The sequence below is a fragment of the Actinoplanes sp. NPDC051405 genome, from assembly GCF_055586185.1.
This window is the reverse complement of record NZ_JBVJIR010000011.1, coordinates 198,170-211,117: the sequence shown is the minus strand read 5'-3', so window position 1 is coordinate 211,117 and position 12,948 is coordinate 198,170. Positions and strand designations below refer to the sequence as shown.

10 protein-coding genes and 1 riboswitch are annotated in these 12,948 nt (G+C 71.6%); of the genes, 3 read left to right on the top strand and 7 right to left on the bottom strand.

Going from position 1 to position 12,948, the window contains the following annotated elements; all coding sequences use genetic code 11:
- Positions 1 to 99: 99 nt before the first annotated feature.
- The 3 genes from ACZ6S4_RS24335 to ACZ6S4_RS24325 are packed head-to-tail and all read right to left on the bottom strand — an operon-like array spanning position 100 to position 3,202.
- Positions 100 to 1,803, bottom strand: coding sequence for a carbohydrate-binding domain-containing protein (locus tag ACZ6S4_RS24335; protein WP_465477099.1), 1,704 nt, complete (start codon positions 1,801 to 1,803; stop codon positions 100 to 102).
- The gene (locus ACZ6S4_RS24330) at positions 1,782 to 2,624 is read right to left on the bottom strand and encodes a polyphosphate polymerase domain-containing protein (RefSeq protein ID WP_465477098.1); all 843 of its coding nucleotides are present in this window, start codon (positions 2,622 to 2,624) and stop codon (positions 1,782 to 1,784) included. Before ACZ6S4_RS24330 ends, ACZ6S4_RS24335 begins: the two co-directional genes overlap by 22 nt.
- Positions 2,621 to 3,202 (bottom strand): DUF4956 domain-containing protein, encoded by a 582-nt coding sequence (locus ACZ6S4_RS24325; RefSeq protein ID WP_465477097.1) that lies wholly within the window; start codon positions 3,200 to 3,202, stop codon positions 2,621 to 2,623. Before ACZ6S4_RS24325 ends, ACZ6S4_RS24330 begins: the two co-directional genes overlap by 4 nt.
- Before the next feature lie 202 nt (positions 3,203 to 3,404).
- A riboswitch (SAM riboswitch) is annotated at positions 3,405 to 3,544 on the top strand.
- A gap of 11 nt (positions 3,545 to 3,555) precedes the next feature.
- Here ACZ6S4_RS24325 and thrC point away from each other — a divergent pair.
- Positions 3,556 to 4,836 carry a threonine synthase gene (gene thrC / locus ACZ6S4_RS24320; protein ID WP_360545920.1) on the top strand — a complete coding sequence of 427 codons (1,281 nt, stop codon included), beginning with the start codon at positions 3,556 to 3,558 and terminating at the stop codon, positions 4,834 to 4,836.
- Positions 4,837 to 5,075: 239 nt separating this feature from the next.
- On the top strand, positions 5,076 to 6,020 hold the full coding sequence (locus ACZ6S4_RS24315) for a GNAT family N-acetyltransferase (protein ID WP_465477096.1): 945 nt from the start codon (positions 5,076 to 5,078) through the stop codon (positions 6,018 to 6,020).
- On the opposite strand, the gene ACZ6S4_RS24310 is transcribed toward ACZ6S4_RS24315, so the two are convergent.
- The gene (locus ACZ6S4_RS24310) at positions 5,959 to 6,408 is read right to left on the bottom strand and encodes a hypothetical protein (protein WP_465477095.1); all 450 of its coding nucleotides are present in this window, start codon (positions 6,406 to 6,408) and stop codon (positions 5,959 to 5,961) included. The genes ACZ6S4_RS24315 and ACZ6S4_RS24310 overlap by 62 nt on opposite strands.
- A 41-nt stretch (positions 6,409 to 6,449) precedes the next feature.
- Entirely contained in the window at positions 6,450 to 6,968 is a 519-nt protein-coding gene (locus tag ACZ6S4_RS24305; RefSeq protein ID WP_465477094.1) for a GNAT family N-acetyltransferase, read from the bottom strand.
- Positions 6,969 to 7,309: 341 nt separating this feature from the next.
- Here ACZ6S4_RS24305 and groL point away from each other — a divergent pair, with 341 nt between their 5' ends.
- Positions 7,310 to 8,932 (top strand): chaperonin GroEL, encoded by a 1,623-nt coding sequence (gene groL, locus ACZ6S4_RS24300; protein WP_465477093.1) that lies wholly within the window; start codon positions 7,310 to 7,312, stop codon positions 8,930 to 8,932.
- Between the two features lie 1,716 nt (positions 8,933 to 10,648).
- On the opposite strand, the gene ACZ6S4_RS24295 is transcribed toward groL, so the two are convergent.
- Positions 10,649 to 11,659 carry a GNAT family N-acetyltransferase gene (locus ACZ6S4_RS24295; protein WP_465477092.1) on the bottom strand — a complete coding sequence of 337 codons (1,011 nt, stop codon included), beginning with the start codon at positions 11,657 to 11,659 and terminating at the stop codon, positions 10,649 to 10,651.
- An 11-nt stretch (positions 11,660 to 11,670) separates the two neighbouring features.
- Positions 11,671 to 12,933 carry an MFS transporter gene (locus tag ACZ6S4_RS24290; protein ID WP_465477091.1) on the bottom strand — a complete coding sequence of 421 codons (1,263 nt, stop codon included), beginning with the start codon at positions 12,931 to 12,933 and terminating at the stop codon, positions 11,671 to 11,673.
- Positions 12,934 to 12,948 lie beyond the last annotated feature (15 nt).

Here is a 12,948-nt window from a genome sequence, read left to right as displayed (position 1 = left end):
GCCGTCACCCTATTCACTCTCCGCCACCGTTCCCTGAGAAACGGGCCGTGACCCCGCCCGGGGGCCCAGGGGCGGGGTCACGGCCGATCCGGAGAGAGCTCAGGCGCGGCCGCTGCCGGCCGTCACCGAGGCGATCTGGGTGCCGGAGAGCGTGCCGCCCAGATAGAGGCCGCCGCCCGCGTCGGTGCCGGAGACCGAGCCGCCCGTGTAGATCCGGTACGACGTGCCGCGGGTCAGCGAGCTCAGGTCGAAGAGCACCCCCTTGAGCACCCGGGTGCTGCGGAACGAGGCCAGTTGGGTGCCGGACGCGGTGGCCAGGTGCACGATCGTGCCCGCCGGCTGGTTGGCGCTGAACGAGTACGCCACCCACGCCTGACCACCGGACGGCAGTGCGCTGGTCGACGCGGTCAGGCCGGTGGCCAGGATGGAGCCGCCGGTCATGGTCAGCGCGCCGTTGGAGTCCAGGCCACCCTCGCCGCCGCCGCGGGTGGGCGAGCCGTTGGCGATCACCGTGCCGCCGGAGATGGCCAGGATGCCGTTGGAGTCGAGACCGTCCGTGCCGCCGCTGACCGTCACCGTGCCGCCGGTGACCTTGATGAAGGCGTTGGGCGCGACCTGCATCTCGTTCACGCCCTCCTCGGCGGCGTTCACCGCGTCGTCGGTCGCGGTCACGGTCACGGTGCCGCCGGCGAGCGTGGTCTGCATGGCCTCCAGACCCTCGTACGACCTGGTCACGGTCACGCTGCCGGCGGAGACGGTCAGGGCGGTGTCGGCGTGCACCGCGTCGTCGCCGCTGGCCACGGTCAGCGTGCCGCCGTCGACGGTGATCAGGTTGTTGGAGTTGATCCCGTCGTCGGACGCGTTCAGGTTGAGCTGGCCGTCGCTGACGACCACGCTGACGTCGGCCTTGACGGCCTTGGTCGAGGCCGTGCCCGGGGCCGTGGTGCTGCCGCCGCCGGTCGTCGCGGTCAGGCTGCCGCCCGCGACGATGACGTCGGTGGTCGCGCTGACGCCGTCACCGGCGGGTGCGGTGAGGGTACGGGCGCCGCCGGCCAGGTGGACGTACCCCTCGGTGGCGTCGGTCGTCTCGTCGGACTTGATCGCGTCGCCACTCGCCGTGACCCCCAGGGTGCCGCCGGTGTGCACGACGTAGTCCTGACCCCGGACGCCGTCGTCCTTGGCCGTGACGGTGATCGCGCCCGAGTCGATGACCAGGCCGTCGTCGCTGGCGATGCCGTCGGCGGCGTTACCGGTGACGATCAGCGCCCCGGCGCCGGTGATGGTCAGATCGGCCGCGCTGGACAGGGCGGCGCTCGGATTCACCGCGGTCGTGTACGTCGCCGGGTCGGTGAGCCGGTTGGTGGTCCCGTCGGCCAGCACCACCATGACCTCGTCGGCGGCGACCACCGACAGCGGCGCGGTGCCCGAGTTGGCCACGGTGACGCCGTTGAGGATCAGCCGCACCAGGCCGGCGCCGGTGCTGTTGACCACGATCTGCCCGTTCGTGAGCGAACCGGTGAAGCGGTAGGTGCCGGCGGCGGTGACCGTGACAGTGCTGCCGCTGATCGAGACGCCGCTGCTGGTGGACGTGGCGCCGGAGCCGGTCAGGGCCACCGCGGCGACGGCCGACTCGCTCCAGACGTGGTCGGCCGGGTCGTCGTGGTCGGGGGCGTTGGCGGCCAGCGCCTGCGCCGCGGCAGGGCCCGCGGCGAGCACGACCGGGTCGGCGGCCCGGGCGGCGGTGCCCGGTACGAGGGCCAGGGCGCCGGCGAGCGCGGCGGTCAGGACGGGGGAACGGTGCATGTCTCGGTCCTTCGGTCGGCGGCCGGCGCGGGGCCGGCCGGGGCAGCGGGGTGGAAGTGCCGGCGCAGCAGCCGGCGCCACGGGGCGGAGGGCAGCTCGGGGCGCAGAGCGGCCAGGCCGGTGGCGTACTTGGAGATGGACGCCGGGCGGTGACCCCGGGCCCACAGCAGGCGGTCGACCTCGGAGGCCGCCGCCCGGGTCTTGGTCTCGACCACGGCGATGCCCGGCAGGCTCAGGTCCGGCGCGCTGCGGCCCGGCTTGGTCCAGGACAGGTCGATGTCGATGGTCACCCGGCTCTGCGAGGCCGGGAGATACAGAGTGCTGCGCAGATAGTGGGTGGCCAGCGCCGGTGCGAAGACCAGGCCGCTGACGTCCAGGTCCTCCAGCACGGCGTCGACGAACCAGCGGCCGGGTCCGAGGTCATCGTGGTGCTGCCGCTCGTACGCCAGGCGGGTCTTGACCGTGCCGCCGCGTACCCCCTCGGTCTTGACCTCCAGCAGGCACGTGCCGGAGTCGAGGTAGGTCCGCGTGCGGAGCTTGAACCGGCGGCGCCGGCGCAGCGCGGTGAGCCGGAAGCAGACCAGGTCCGCGGTGTCGAAATAGACCGAGGCGTAGCGGAACAGCCGGATGCCGTCGATGTCCAGGATCCGGGTGTCGCGGCCCAGCGCGGGCAGCAGCGTGGCCAGCTCGCCCAGTGGCAGGACGTACTTGCGGTCCCGCCTGACCTGCAGCTCGGCCTGCGCGGTGAGCTCGGCCAGCCCGATCGGGCCGAGGCCGGCCAGGCCCTCCAGCCGCGGCGGCGCGGCCGGTGCGGCGGTCACGGGCGGGCTCCGGCCGCCGCGGCCACGCGGGTGCCGGCCACCGAGCGGGCCCGCCGCGAGTACCGGACCTCGACCACCGTGGTCTCGTTGACCAGGTCGACCCGCTCGACGGAGACCGCGTGCACCCGGGCGCCGAGCACCTGTTCCAGCTGGGCCACCAGGGCCACCTCGTCGGTGACCGCCGAGTCGAGGACCAGCACCTGCCGCCGGTAGCTGCGGAACAGCCGGGGATGGTCGCCCAGGAACATCACCACGAGGATGAGCGCCATGAGGGCCGGCGCCAGCCACACCGCACCGCCGCCCAGCGGGCCGATGATGCCCAGCGCCAGCGCGGAGAAGTAGTAGGCCACCTCGTGCTGGTCCAGCTCGGTGGAGCGCAGCCGGATGATCGAGAGCACGCCGAAGAGCCCGAGACCCAGACCGGCCCCGACGGTGCCCGAGCTGAGCGAGCCGGCCACGGCCAGCACGCCGACGTTGACGCCGAGGTACGCGACGACGAGGTCACGGCGGCGGTGCCGGGGGAAGTAGAGCCCGAAGACGAGCACGGACACCGCGACGAGATCGATCCCGTACAGCACAGAGGTCCTCCATCCGGCCAACAAATCCATAACTTTCAATGAACAGTAGGGCCGGAGTGCGCGTTCCAACCTCAGAGATTGCTGTGAATCAATCGACCAACATCGATCAATGGGCGGCGTACCCGGGAGCTGAAGCTCACACCTCGGGATGCTTGGCAGCGCTTTGGCCGCCCACGCCGTAAGGTGTGGGACACAACTGAATACCTCATCCAGAGGGGCTGAGGGAACGGCCCGATGACGCCCCGGCAACCACCACACATGTCTCGATGGCGAGGCCCAGCGTGTGGCAGGTGCTAATTCCGTCCCCACGCGCGTCCACCGACGCCGGGGGAAAGATGAGAAGGAGCCTCATTGTGACGTCCACCGTCGACGCCCCCCGCCAGTCCACCAGCCCCGCCCGTGCCCTCGTGTGCCGTGGTTGCGGCGCCGAGTTCCCGCTGGCCGCGCAGCACGCCTGTTACGAGTGTTTCGGCCCCCTCGAGGTCGCGTACGACGCCGCCGCACTGGCCGCGGTCACCCGCGAGCAGATCGAAGCCGGCCCGCACAACATCTGGCGCTACGCCGCCCTGCTGCCCACCGGCCAGGACCCGGCCACCCGCGTCACCCTCGACCCCGGCCTGACCCCGCTGGTCAGCGCCGACGCGCTGGCCGCCGAGGTCGGCCTGCGGGCCCCGCTGTGGGTCAAGGACGACTCGGCCAACCCGACCCACTCCTTCAAGGACCGGGTCGTCTCGGTGGCCCTCACCGCCGCCCGCGAGCTGGGCTTCACCCGCTTCGCCTGCGCCTCCACCGGCAACCTGGCCAACTCCGTGGCCGCGCACGCCGCCCGGGCCGGGGTGCCCTCGATCGTGTTCATCCCGGGCGACCTGGAGCAGGGCAAGGTCATCACCACCGCGGTGTACGGCGGCGACCTGGTCGCCATCGACGGCTCCTACGACGACGTCAACCGGCTCTGCGGCGAGCTGGTCGAGACCGACGAGTTCGAGGACACCGCCTTCGTCAACGTGAACGTGCGCCCGTTCTACGCCGAGGGTTCGAAGACTCTGGGTTACGAAGTGGCCGAGCAGCTCGGCTGGCGGATCCCGGCCCAGGTGGTCGTGCCGATGGCCAGCGGCGAGCTGCTCACCAAGATCGACAAGGCGTTCACCGAGCTGGTCGAGATCGGCCTGGTCGAGGCCCCCGAGGGCGGCTGGACCGTCTTCGGCGCCCAGTCGGCCGGCTGCAACCCGATCGCCACCGCGCTGCACAACGGCACCGACCAGATCATCCCGGTCAAGCCGACCGGCATCGCCAAGTCGCTGAACATCGGTGACCCGGCCGCCGGCGCGTACGCCATCGAGGCCGTGACCCGCACCGGAGGCTGGATGGACTACGCCGACGACGACGAGATCCGCGACGCCATCCAGCTGCTCGCCCGCACCACCGGCGTGTTCGCCGAGACCGCCGGCGGCGTGACCGTGGCCGTGCTCAAGAAGCTGGTGGCCAGCGGCAAGCTCGACCCGGACAAGGAGACAGTGGTCTACAACACCGGCGAGGGCCTCAAGACCCTGGACGCCGTCGCGGGCCAGGTCGGACCCACCCACCGGATCAAGCCGTCGCTCCGCGGTGCCCGGGATGCCGGCCTGCTCGGGTGACACAGAGTAGTCAGCAGTCTGCCTAACGTCGAGAATTCCTACCCGCGAGGACTTGCGCGGGGATCGCCGGCTCGGCAGGATGCTCTACGCGGGAGGACGCGACGCCGTACGTGGCCCCACTTTCGAGCTTGGCGACAATCTCCTAGGGGCCCAACGACCCAGTGCCGGAGGCGCTGTGCGCGCGTCCTCCCGACCAAATCTCAGTCGCGGTCAGAGGGCCGGCGGCGCAGGCTGTCGGGATGCTGCGGATAGTTCCCCTCACCGACGAGCGGGCGGCCTACGTGATCGACCGGGCCGCCGCCGAAGCGGACGCCCCCGACATCCCGTTCAGCTCCTTCGAGACCTACCTCACCCGGCTGCGGCACCCGTGGCCGGGCAACGAGGCGGAGCAGTACCTCGCCGTTTACGACGGGACCCCGGCCGGCCACCTCGAGCTGTACCTGCCGCAGCTCGACAACCTGGCCAACGTCCTCGTCGAGCTCTTCGTCCACCCGGACCACCGCCGCCGGGGCACCGGCCGGGCCCTGCTCTCCTTCGCCACGCGGCGCACGACGGAGCTCGGCCGACGGCACCTGATCAGCGAGGCCGTGGACGCCGACGCCTTCGCGCGAGCCGCGGGCGCGATCCCGGCTCTGGTGGAGATCCGCAGCCGGCTGGACCTCACGGGCCCGTTGCCCGACGACAGCCCCGCGGCGGCCGGCTACCGGCTCGTCCGATGGACGGACGAGGCGCCCGAGGAACTGCTGGACGACATCGGCTACCTGGACAGCCGGCTCAACGAGGACGCGCCCACCGGTGAACTGGCCGTGGAGTCCGAGAAGGTGGACGCCGCCCGGGTCCGTGCGGCCGAGGAGACGCTGCGCATCCGGAGGCGTACGACATTCCACACCGGCGCCGTGCACGAGGAGAGCGGGCGGCTCGTCGCCTGGACGATGATCGCGAGCGAGAACGACACCGACTGGCACGCCTGGCAGAACATCACCATCGTCGACCCGGACCACCGCGGGCACGGCCTCGGGCTGACGATCAAGAACCACAACCTGCGGTACGCGCGGACGGCCCGCCCCGGCCTGCGGGCGATCGACACCTCCAACGCCGAGGAGAACGAGCACATGCTCCGGATCAACCGGGCGATGGGCTTCCGGCCGGTGGATCGCTGGACCCAGTGGCAGCTGACCGTCTGAACCGGCGCAACCCCGGCCGCAGCGGGGCCACCCGGTAACCGCCGTGCTCCAGGCCCGCGTGCCGCTCGAAGGCGTTACGCGTGCCATAGGTGCCGGTCATCGCCCACGAGTAGCCGCAGGACAGCCAGTACGCCGGCCAGAACAGCGGGCCCAGCACCGCGTACTGCCCGGCGTGCCGGCTCTCGTGGGCCAGCAGAGCGGCGCGGCTCTCGTCCAGCAGCCACTCGGCCGTACGCCGGGTGATGATCACCGAGCCGATGGTGAAGCAGGTCGCCGGGGGCGCCTTGCGGCAGTAGCCCTCCGCGATCAGGATGCCGCCGGGGCCGCGGCGCACCTTGGTGCCCGTCAGCGCGGCGATGCCCAGGCCGACCAGCGTGGTGCCGTTCACAGCCGTCAGCACAGTGCGGGCCAGAGGCCACCGCGCGCCCATCAGGCCCGCCGGCGCATCTGCAACTCCAGCAGACCGGGGACGACCGGGTGCGGCACCCGTACGCCGGTGTCCTCGAAGCCCAGGCGCTCGTACGCCCGTACCGCCCGGTCGTTGCCGACCACGACCTCGAGCATCAGCTCACCGCGGCCCATCGCCACCGACCACTCGGCCACCGCCTCGACCAGCTCGCGCAGCACGCCCCGGCCGCGCTGGGCCGGTGTGATGTAGACCGCGAAGACGACCGTCGCGCGCGGATCCTCCGGCAGCACCGTGCCGCCCGCGTGGCCGATCAGCCGGCCCCCGGGGTCGGCCACGAACTGGGCCAGCTGGCCGCCGGTCGACGCCTGGGCGATCCGGCGCCGGTAGTCGGCGTGCGGCCGGGCCGCGGCCTGGGCCAGGGTCTCCAGGAAGGCGAGCGGGCTGTCGGCCAGCATCTCCAGCCGCAGCGCACGCATCCGGCCCGCGTCCGCGGGAGTGACCCGGTGCACGGTCATGGTGGACGCGACAGTGCTGGTCATGATGCTCTGCCTACCTCGTCGCCCAGGTGGGGGCAAGTCGGACGCCGATATGCGACCGCCGCGGGCACCCGTGCGGGCGGTCCGTTCTGCTTGCACTCGCCCCAGCAGAGTGCTAAACAAGTGATTGGCACTCGCGCCATGTGAGTGCCAGCAGGTCGGGACGGTGGGGTCACGGCTACGGCACCGCCATCGGTGCCGGGGCACGGGACCGGTCGTCGCGGGCTATCCGGCTCGGCCTGAGGACGTCACATCGCCAGGTGGTGACGTCCGCATGGTTCTCAACGTGCGGAAAGCGGGCCGGACCGGCCCGGCGCCGCGAATGTCCAGGAGGACAAAGCCGTATGGCCAAGATCATCGCATTTGACGAGGAAGCTCGTCGCGGCCTCGAGAGTGGTATGAACCAGCTCGCCGACGCCGTCAAGGTGACGCTCGGCCCCAAGGGCCGCAACGTCGTGCTCGAGAAGAAGTGGGGCGCTCCCACCATCACCAACGATGGTGTGTCGATCGCCAAGGAGATCGAGCTCGAGGGCACCTTCGAGAAGATCGGCGCCGAGCTGGTCAAGGAGGTCGCCAAGAAGACCGACGACGTGGCCGGCGACGGCACGACGACGGCGACCGTGCTGGCCCAGGCGCTGGTCCGTGAGGGCCTTCGCAACGTGGCCGCCGGCGCGAACCCGATGGCGCTCAAGCGGGGCATCGAGGCCGCTGTCGCCTCTGTCTCCGACGAGCTGAGCAAGCTCGCCAAGGACGTGGAGACCAAGGAGCAGATCGCCTCCACCGCCTCCATCTCCGCCGGTGACTCCACGGTCGGCGAGATCATCGCCGAGGCCATGGACAAGGTCGGCAAGGAAGGCGTCATCACCGTCGAGGAGAGCAACACCTTCGGGCTCGAGCTGGAGCTCACCGAGGGCATGCGCTTCGACAAGGGCTACATCTCGGCGTACTTCATGACCGACGCCGAGCGCATGGAGGCCGTCTTCGACGACCCCTACATCCTCATCGCGAACAGCAAGATCTCCGCGGTCAAGGACCTGCTCCCCGTCCTCGAGAAGGTCATGCAGGGCGGCAAGCCGCTGATCATCATCGCCGAGGACGTCGAGGGCGAGGCCCTGGCCACCCTGGTCGTCAACAAGGTCCGTGGCACCTTCAAGTCCGTCGCCGTCAAGGCCCCGGGCTTCGGTGACCGCCGCAAGGCCATGCTGGACGACATCGCCATCCTCACCGGTGGCACGGTCATCAGCGAGGAAGTCGGCCTCAAGCTCGACGCCGCCGACCTGAGCCTGCTGGGCCAGGCCCGCAAGGTGGTCATCACCAAGGACGAGACGACCATCGTCGACGGTGCCGGCAACGCCGAGCAGATCCAGGGCCGGGTCAACCAGATCCGCGCCGAGATCGAGAAGTCGGACTCCGACTACGACCGCGAGAAGCTGCAGGAGCGCCTGGCCAAGCTGGCCGGCGGCGTTGCGGTCATCAAGGTCGGCGCGGCCACCGAGGTCGAGCTCAAGGAGCGCAAGCACCGCATCGAGGACGCCGTTCGCAACGCGAAGGCCGCCGTCGAAGAGGGCATCGTCGCCGGTGGTGGCGTCGCCCTGGTGCAGGCCGGCAAGACTGCGTTCGACAAGCTCGACCTGGTGGGCGACGAGGCCACCGGTGCGAACATCGTCAAGGTCGCGCTCGACGCCCCGCTGCGCCAGATCGCCGTCAACGCCGGCCTCGAGGGCGGCGTCGTGGCGGAGAAGGTGCGCAACCTGGAGCTGGGTCACGGCCTGAACGCCGCGACCGGCGAGTACGTCGACCTGCTGGCCGCGGGCATCATCGACCCGGCCAAGGTCACCCGCTCGGCGCTGCAGAACGCCGCGTCGATCGCTGCGCTGTTCCTCACGACTGAGGCGGTTGTGGCTGACAAGCCGGAGAAGAACCCGGCTCCGGCCGGTGCTCCGGGTGGCGGGGACATGGACTTCTAAGTCCTCTTTTGCAGGGGCGGGTCGCTTTCGGGCGGCCCGCCTTTTGCTGTTCGCATGGTGGGGCTCGGAGGCGGAGGATGACCCACGCAGCCCGTCAAGCTTGATATCTGCGTGGGTCATCCCCCGCCCCCAAGCCCGCTGTGGTCCGGCTCGCCGCTATGCGCGATCTTTGCGGCGCCGGGATGCTGGGCCTGCCCGGCCGGCTTACCGGGCCTCGGGTGATGTGCTCGGCTTGCCCTCGCTCGGTGAGGCTCTTCGCCCGGCTGCTGTGGTCCGTAGCTGAGGCCTTCGCCCTCGTGTGGTCTGCTTCGCGTGGCTTTCAACTTCGCCAGCCCCCTGCTTCGCGGGCCTTCCCTGGTAAGACCTCCGGTGTCGCGCGGCTGCTGGTTTGCACGACGGTCCGCCTTTGCACCCGTCCGCTTCGCGGGCCTCCCGCGTCGCGCGGCCTTTCACCTCATGCGGATGCCGGTCTACGCGACGGTTCACCTCGTCGGCCTTCCGCTGCGGGCTCTTCCGCATGCGGGCCTTCCGTCTCGCTGGACGTCTCGCCTCGCGTGGCTGCTTGTTCGCACCACAGCTCGCCTTGTGGGGCGTCCCGCCTTGTGCGGCGTCCCGCCTTGCGTGGCCTTCCAGCCTCTAGTGGCTTCCCGCCTTGCGCGTCTGCTTGTCTCTGCGACGGTTCGCCTCGGGCGGCTTTCCGCTTTGCGGGACCTTCCGCTTCGCGGGACCGTCCGCTTTGCGGGACCGTCCGCTTTGCGGGACCGTCCGCTTTGCGGGACCTTCCGCTTTGCGGGACCTTCCGCTTTGCGGGACCTTCCGCTTTGCGGCTTTCCGTCTCGGCGGACCTTCCGCCTCGTGCGGCTGCTTATCTGCACGACGGGCCGCCTTCTGCGGCCTTTGCCCTGCGTGGCCTGCCACCTTGCGTGGCCTGCCCCCTGCGTGGGCCTGCCCCCTGCGTGGGCCTGCCCCCTGCGTGGGCCTGCCCCCTGCGCGGGCCTGCCCCCTGCGCGGGCCTGCCCCCCTGCGCGGGCCTGCCCCCTGCGTGGACTGCCCCCTGCGCGGCCTGCCGCCTTGCGCGGCTGCTTGTCTATGCGGCGGTGCGGCTTGCGCTTTGCGGGGCTCTTCCGCTTGCGGCTTTCCGTCTCGCGGGACCTCTCGCCTCGCGTAGCTGCTTGTCTGCACGACAGGCCGCCTTGCGCGGCCTCTGCCTTGCGCGGCCTCTGCCTTGCGCGGCCTCTGCCTTGCGCGGCCTCTGCCTTGCGCAGCCTCCCCGGCTTGGGCGGCCTCCCCGGCTTGGGCGGCCTCCCCGGCTTGGGCGGCCTCCCCGGCTTGGGCGGCCTCTCCGGCTTGGGTGGCCTCTCCGGCTTGGGTGGCCTCTCCGGCTTGGGTGGCCTCCCCGCCTTGGGCGGCCTCCCCGCCTTGGGCGGCCTCCCCGCCTTGGGCGGCCTCCCCGCCTTGGGCGGCCTCCCCGCCTTGGGCGGCCTCCCCGCCTTGCGCGGCCTCCCCGGCCTGTGCGGCCTCCCGCCTTGCTCGGCCGGTTGTCTACGCGACAGTTCACCGCGCGCGGATTTCCGTTTTGCGGCCACTCCGCTGCGCCGCCCCGTCTCGCCAGATCACCCGCCCCGCGCGCCGCCATTCCGCTCAAGAGCCGCTTCGTTTGCGGGCGTGCACTTGCGGGGTTGGCCTGTGTGGGGGTGGCTGGGCTGGGCGGATGCGTCAGAGCTGTTTGCGGTAGAGGAGGAAGACGCGTTCTACTCGGGCGGCTACTGCTTTCGCGTAGAACGGGAGGGGACCGACCCAGCCGATTTGGGCTTGGTTGTGGCCGGCGGCCCGTTGGTCGGCGAGGCAGCGGCGGAGCAGCAGGGCGCCGATTCCGGATCCGCGGGCGGCCGGCGCCGTGCCCATCGGGCCGAACCAGGATGGGCGGGACGAGCCGTAGGCGGCGAAGCCCAGGATCGCGCCGTCCTTGGCCAGGGCCAGGTGGCAGCCGGCCTGGTCCCGCCCGACCGAGTGGGTGATCTCGCCGGCCCAGCCCTCGCCGAAGTTCGCCAGGGTGAAGCGGACCAGGGCCGGGACGTCCTCGGCACCCGCCCGGCGGATGGTGATGCCTTCACCGGCCAGTCGGGCCTCGTCCTCGGTCGTTGCGCCCGGGGCGGCTCCGGAGGCCTCTGTCATCAGGTCCACGGTCATGTTCCAGGCGGGCTGGTCCTGTTCGAAGCCGAAGGCCATCGCCGCGCAGATCGCCGGGGTGTAGCGCACGTCGATGCCGGGCCAGGCGTAGTACGGGGCGTTTCCCGCGATGACGACGTCGCCGGCGCCGAGGCCGGCCAGTGCGCCCTCGATCCGGGACACCAGTGCCCGGGCCACGCCGCGGCGGCGTTCCTCCGGGTCCACGGCGATCAGGTCGACGTGGCCGATCGAGCGGTCCCGGTGCGACACCGAGCCCAGCACCACCCCGATCACCCGGCCGCCGGTCACCGATACCGGCTCTCCGGACAGGGCCGCACCGGCCGCGGCGCTCGCGCCGGCTGAGCGCAGGGCGATGAAGCCGGTGATCCTGCGGGGAGTGGCCGACCAGCCGTCAGTGCCGGTGGTCTCGCGCAGGCGCAGCACGATCTCCGCGGCCTCGGCGGCGTCCTCGGGCAGGTCCAGGGCGCTCCGGCAGAGCGCCACCACGGCGGGTACGTCGTCGTCGGTCAGTTCGGAGATCCAGAACTCGCTGTCCACAACCGCCGAACCTACCCAACGACCGCCTCCCGCTCCGGCGTGGTCGGCTCGATCAGGTCCCGGCGCCCGCGTACGGGGGAGAACAGCAGCGCGAGCGGCGCAGCCACGGCGGCCACCGCGACGATCAGCAAGGTGGTCCGGGCGCCGAGCGGCCCGGCCAGCGCACCCGCCACCAGCCCGCCGACCGGGATGGCGCCCCAGGAGACGAACCGGACCGTCGCCATCACCCGGGACAGCAGCTCCGGCGGGCTGGCGATCTGCCGGTACGTGCGGGTCGTCACGCTGAAGACACACCCGGTGGCGGCGAAGACGAGCACGCCCGCGGTGAAGCCCAGGTACGCCACCCAGCCGGTGCCGGCGGGGATGACGAAGGCGGCAGCGGCCTCCACGAAGCCCAGAATGATCAGTCCCCGGGCGGTGCCGAGAGCGTTGGTGGCCCGGGTCGTCAGCGCTGCGCCGATCAGGGTGCCCACGCCGTCGACGGCGAGCAGCAGGCCGACGACCGCGACCGGGGCGTGCAGCTCGCGAACCAGGTACAGCGGGAAGAGCGCGAGGTAGGCGCCGTTGACGAAGTTCGACGCGGTGGCCGACCACATGGCCGGGCCCATCATCGGGTGCCTCGTCACGTACGCCCAGCCCTCGCGGATCATCGCGCCCATGGGGGTGGGCCGGTCCGGGCGGTGCCCCCGCCGGGCCGGCAGGGTGCGCAGCAGCGCCGCCGACACGAGATAGCTGATCGCGTCGATCAGCAGCGTCGGCACCGCGCCGAGGAACTGCACCGCGAGCCCGCCGAGCGACGGTCCGGCGAGCTGGGTGGTGGCGTGGGTGCCGGAGGTGAGGCTGTTGCGCGACTGCAACTGGTCGCGGCTGACGATCTCGGGCAGGAACGTGGTGTTGGCGACGAAGAAGACGACGTGGGCGAAGCTGAGGACCAGCGCGACGACGACCAGCTGAGCGACGGTGAGCACGCCCAGCCACCAGGCCACCGGGATGGAGGCCACGGCGAGCGCGCGGATCAGATCGGCCCCGACCTGGGTGCCGCGCAGCGGGAGGCGCTGCACGATGACCCCGGCGGGCAGCCCGATCACCAGCCAGGCGACATAACCGGCCGCGGCGATCAGGCCCATCTCGAACGGGGTCGCGTCGAGGACCGCGAGCGCGGTCAGCGGCAGGGCCACCCCGCCGACGGCCGAGCCCAGATCACTGCTGGTGCCGGCCGTCCACCAGCGCCAGAACACGCTCACGGTCCTCGCCCCCGTTCGAGTAAGTTCCATTCTGGAACGGACTAT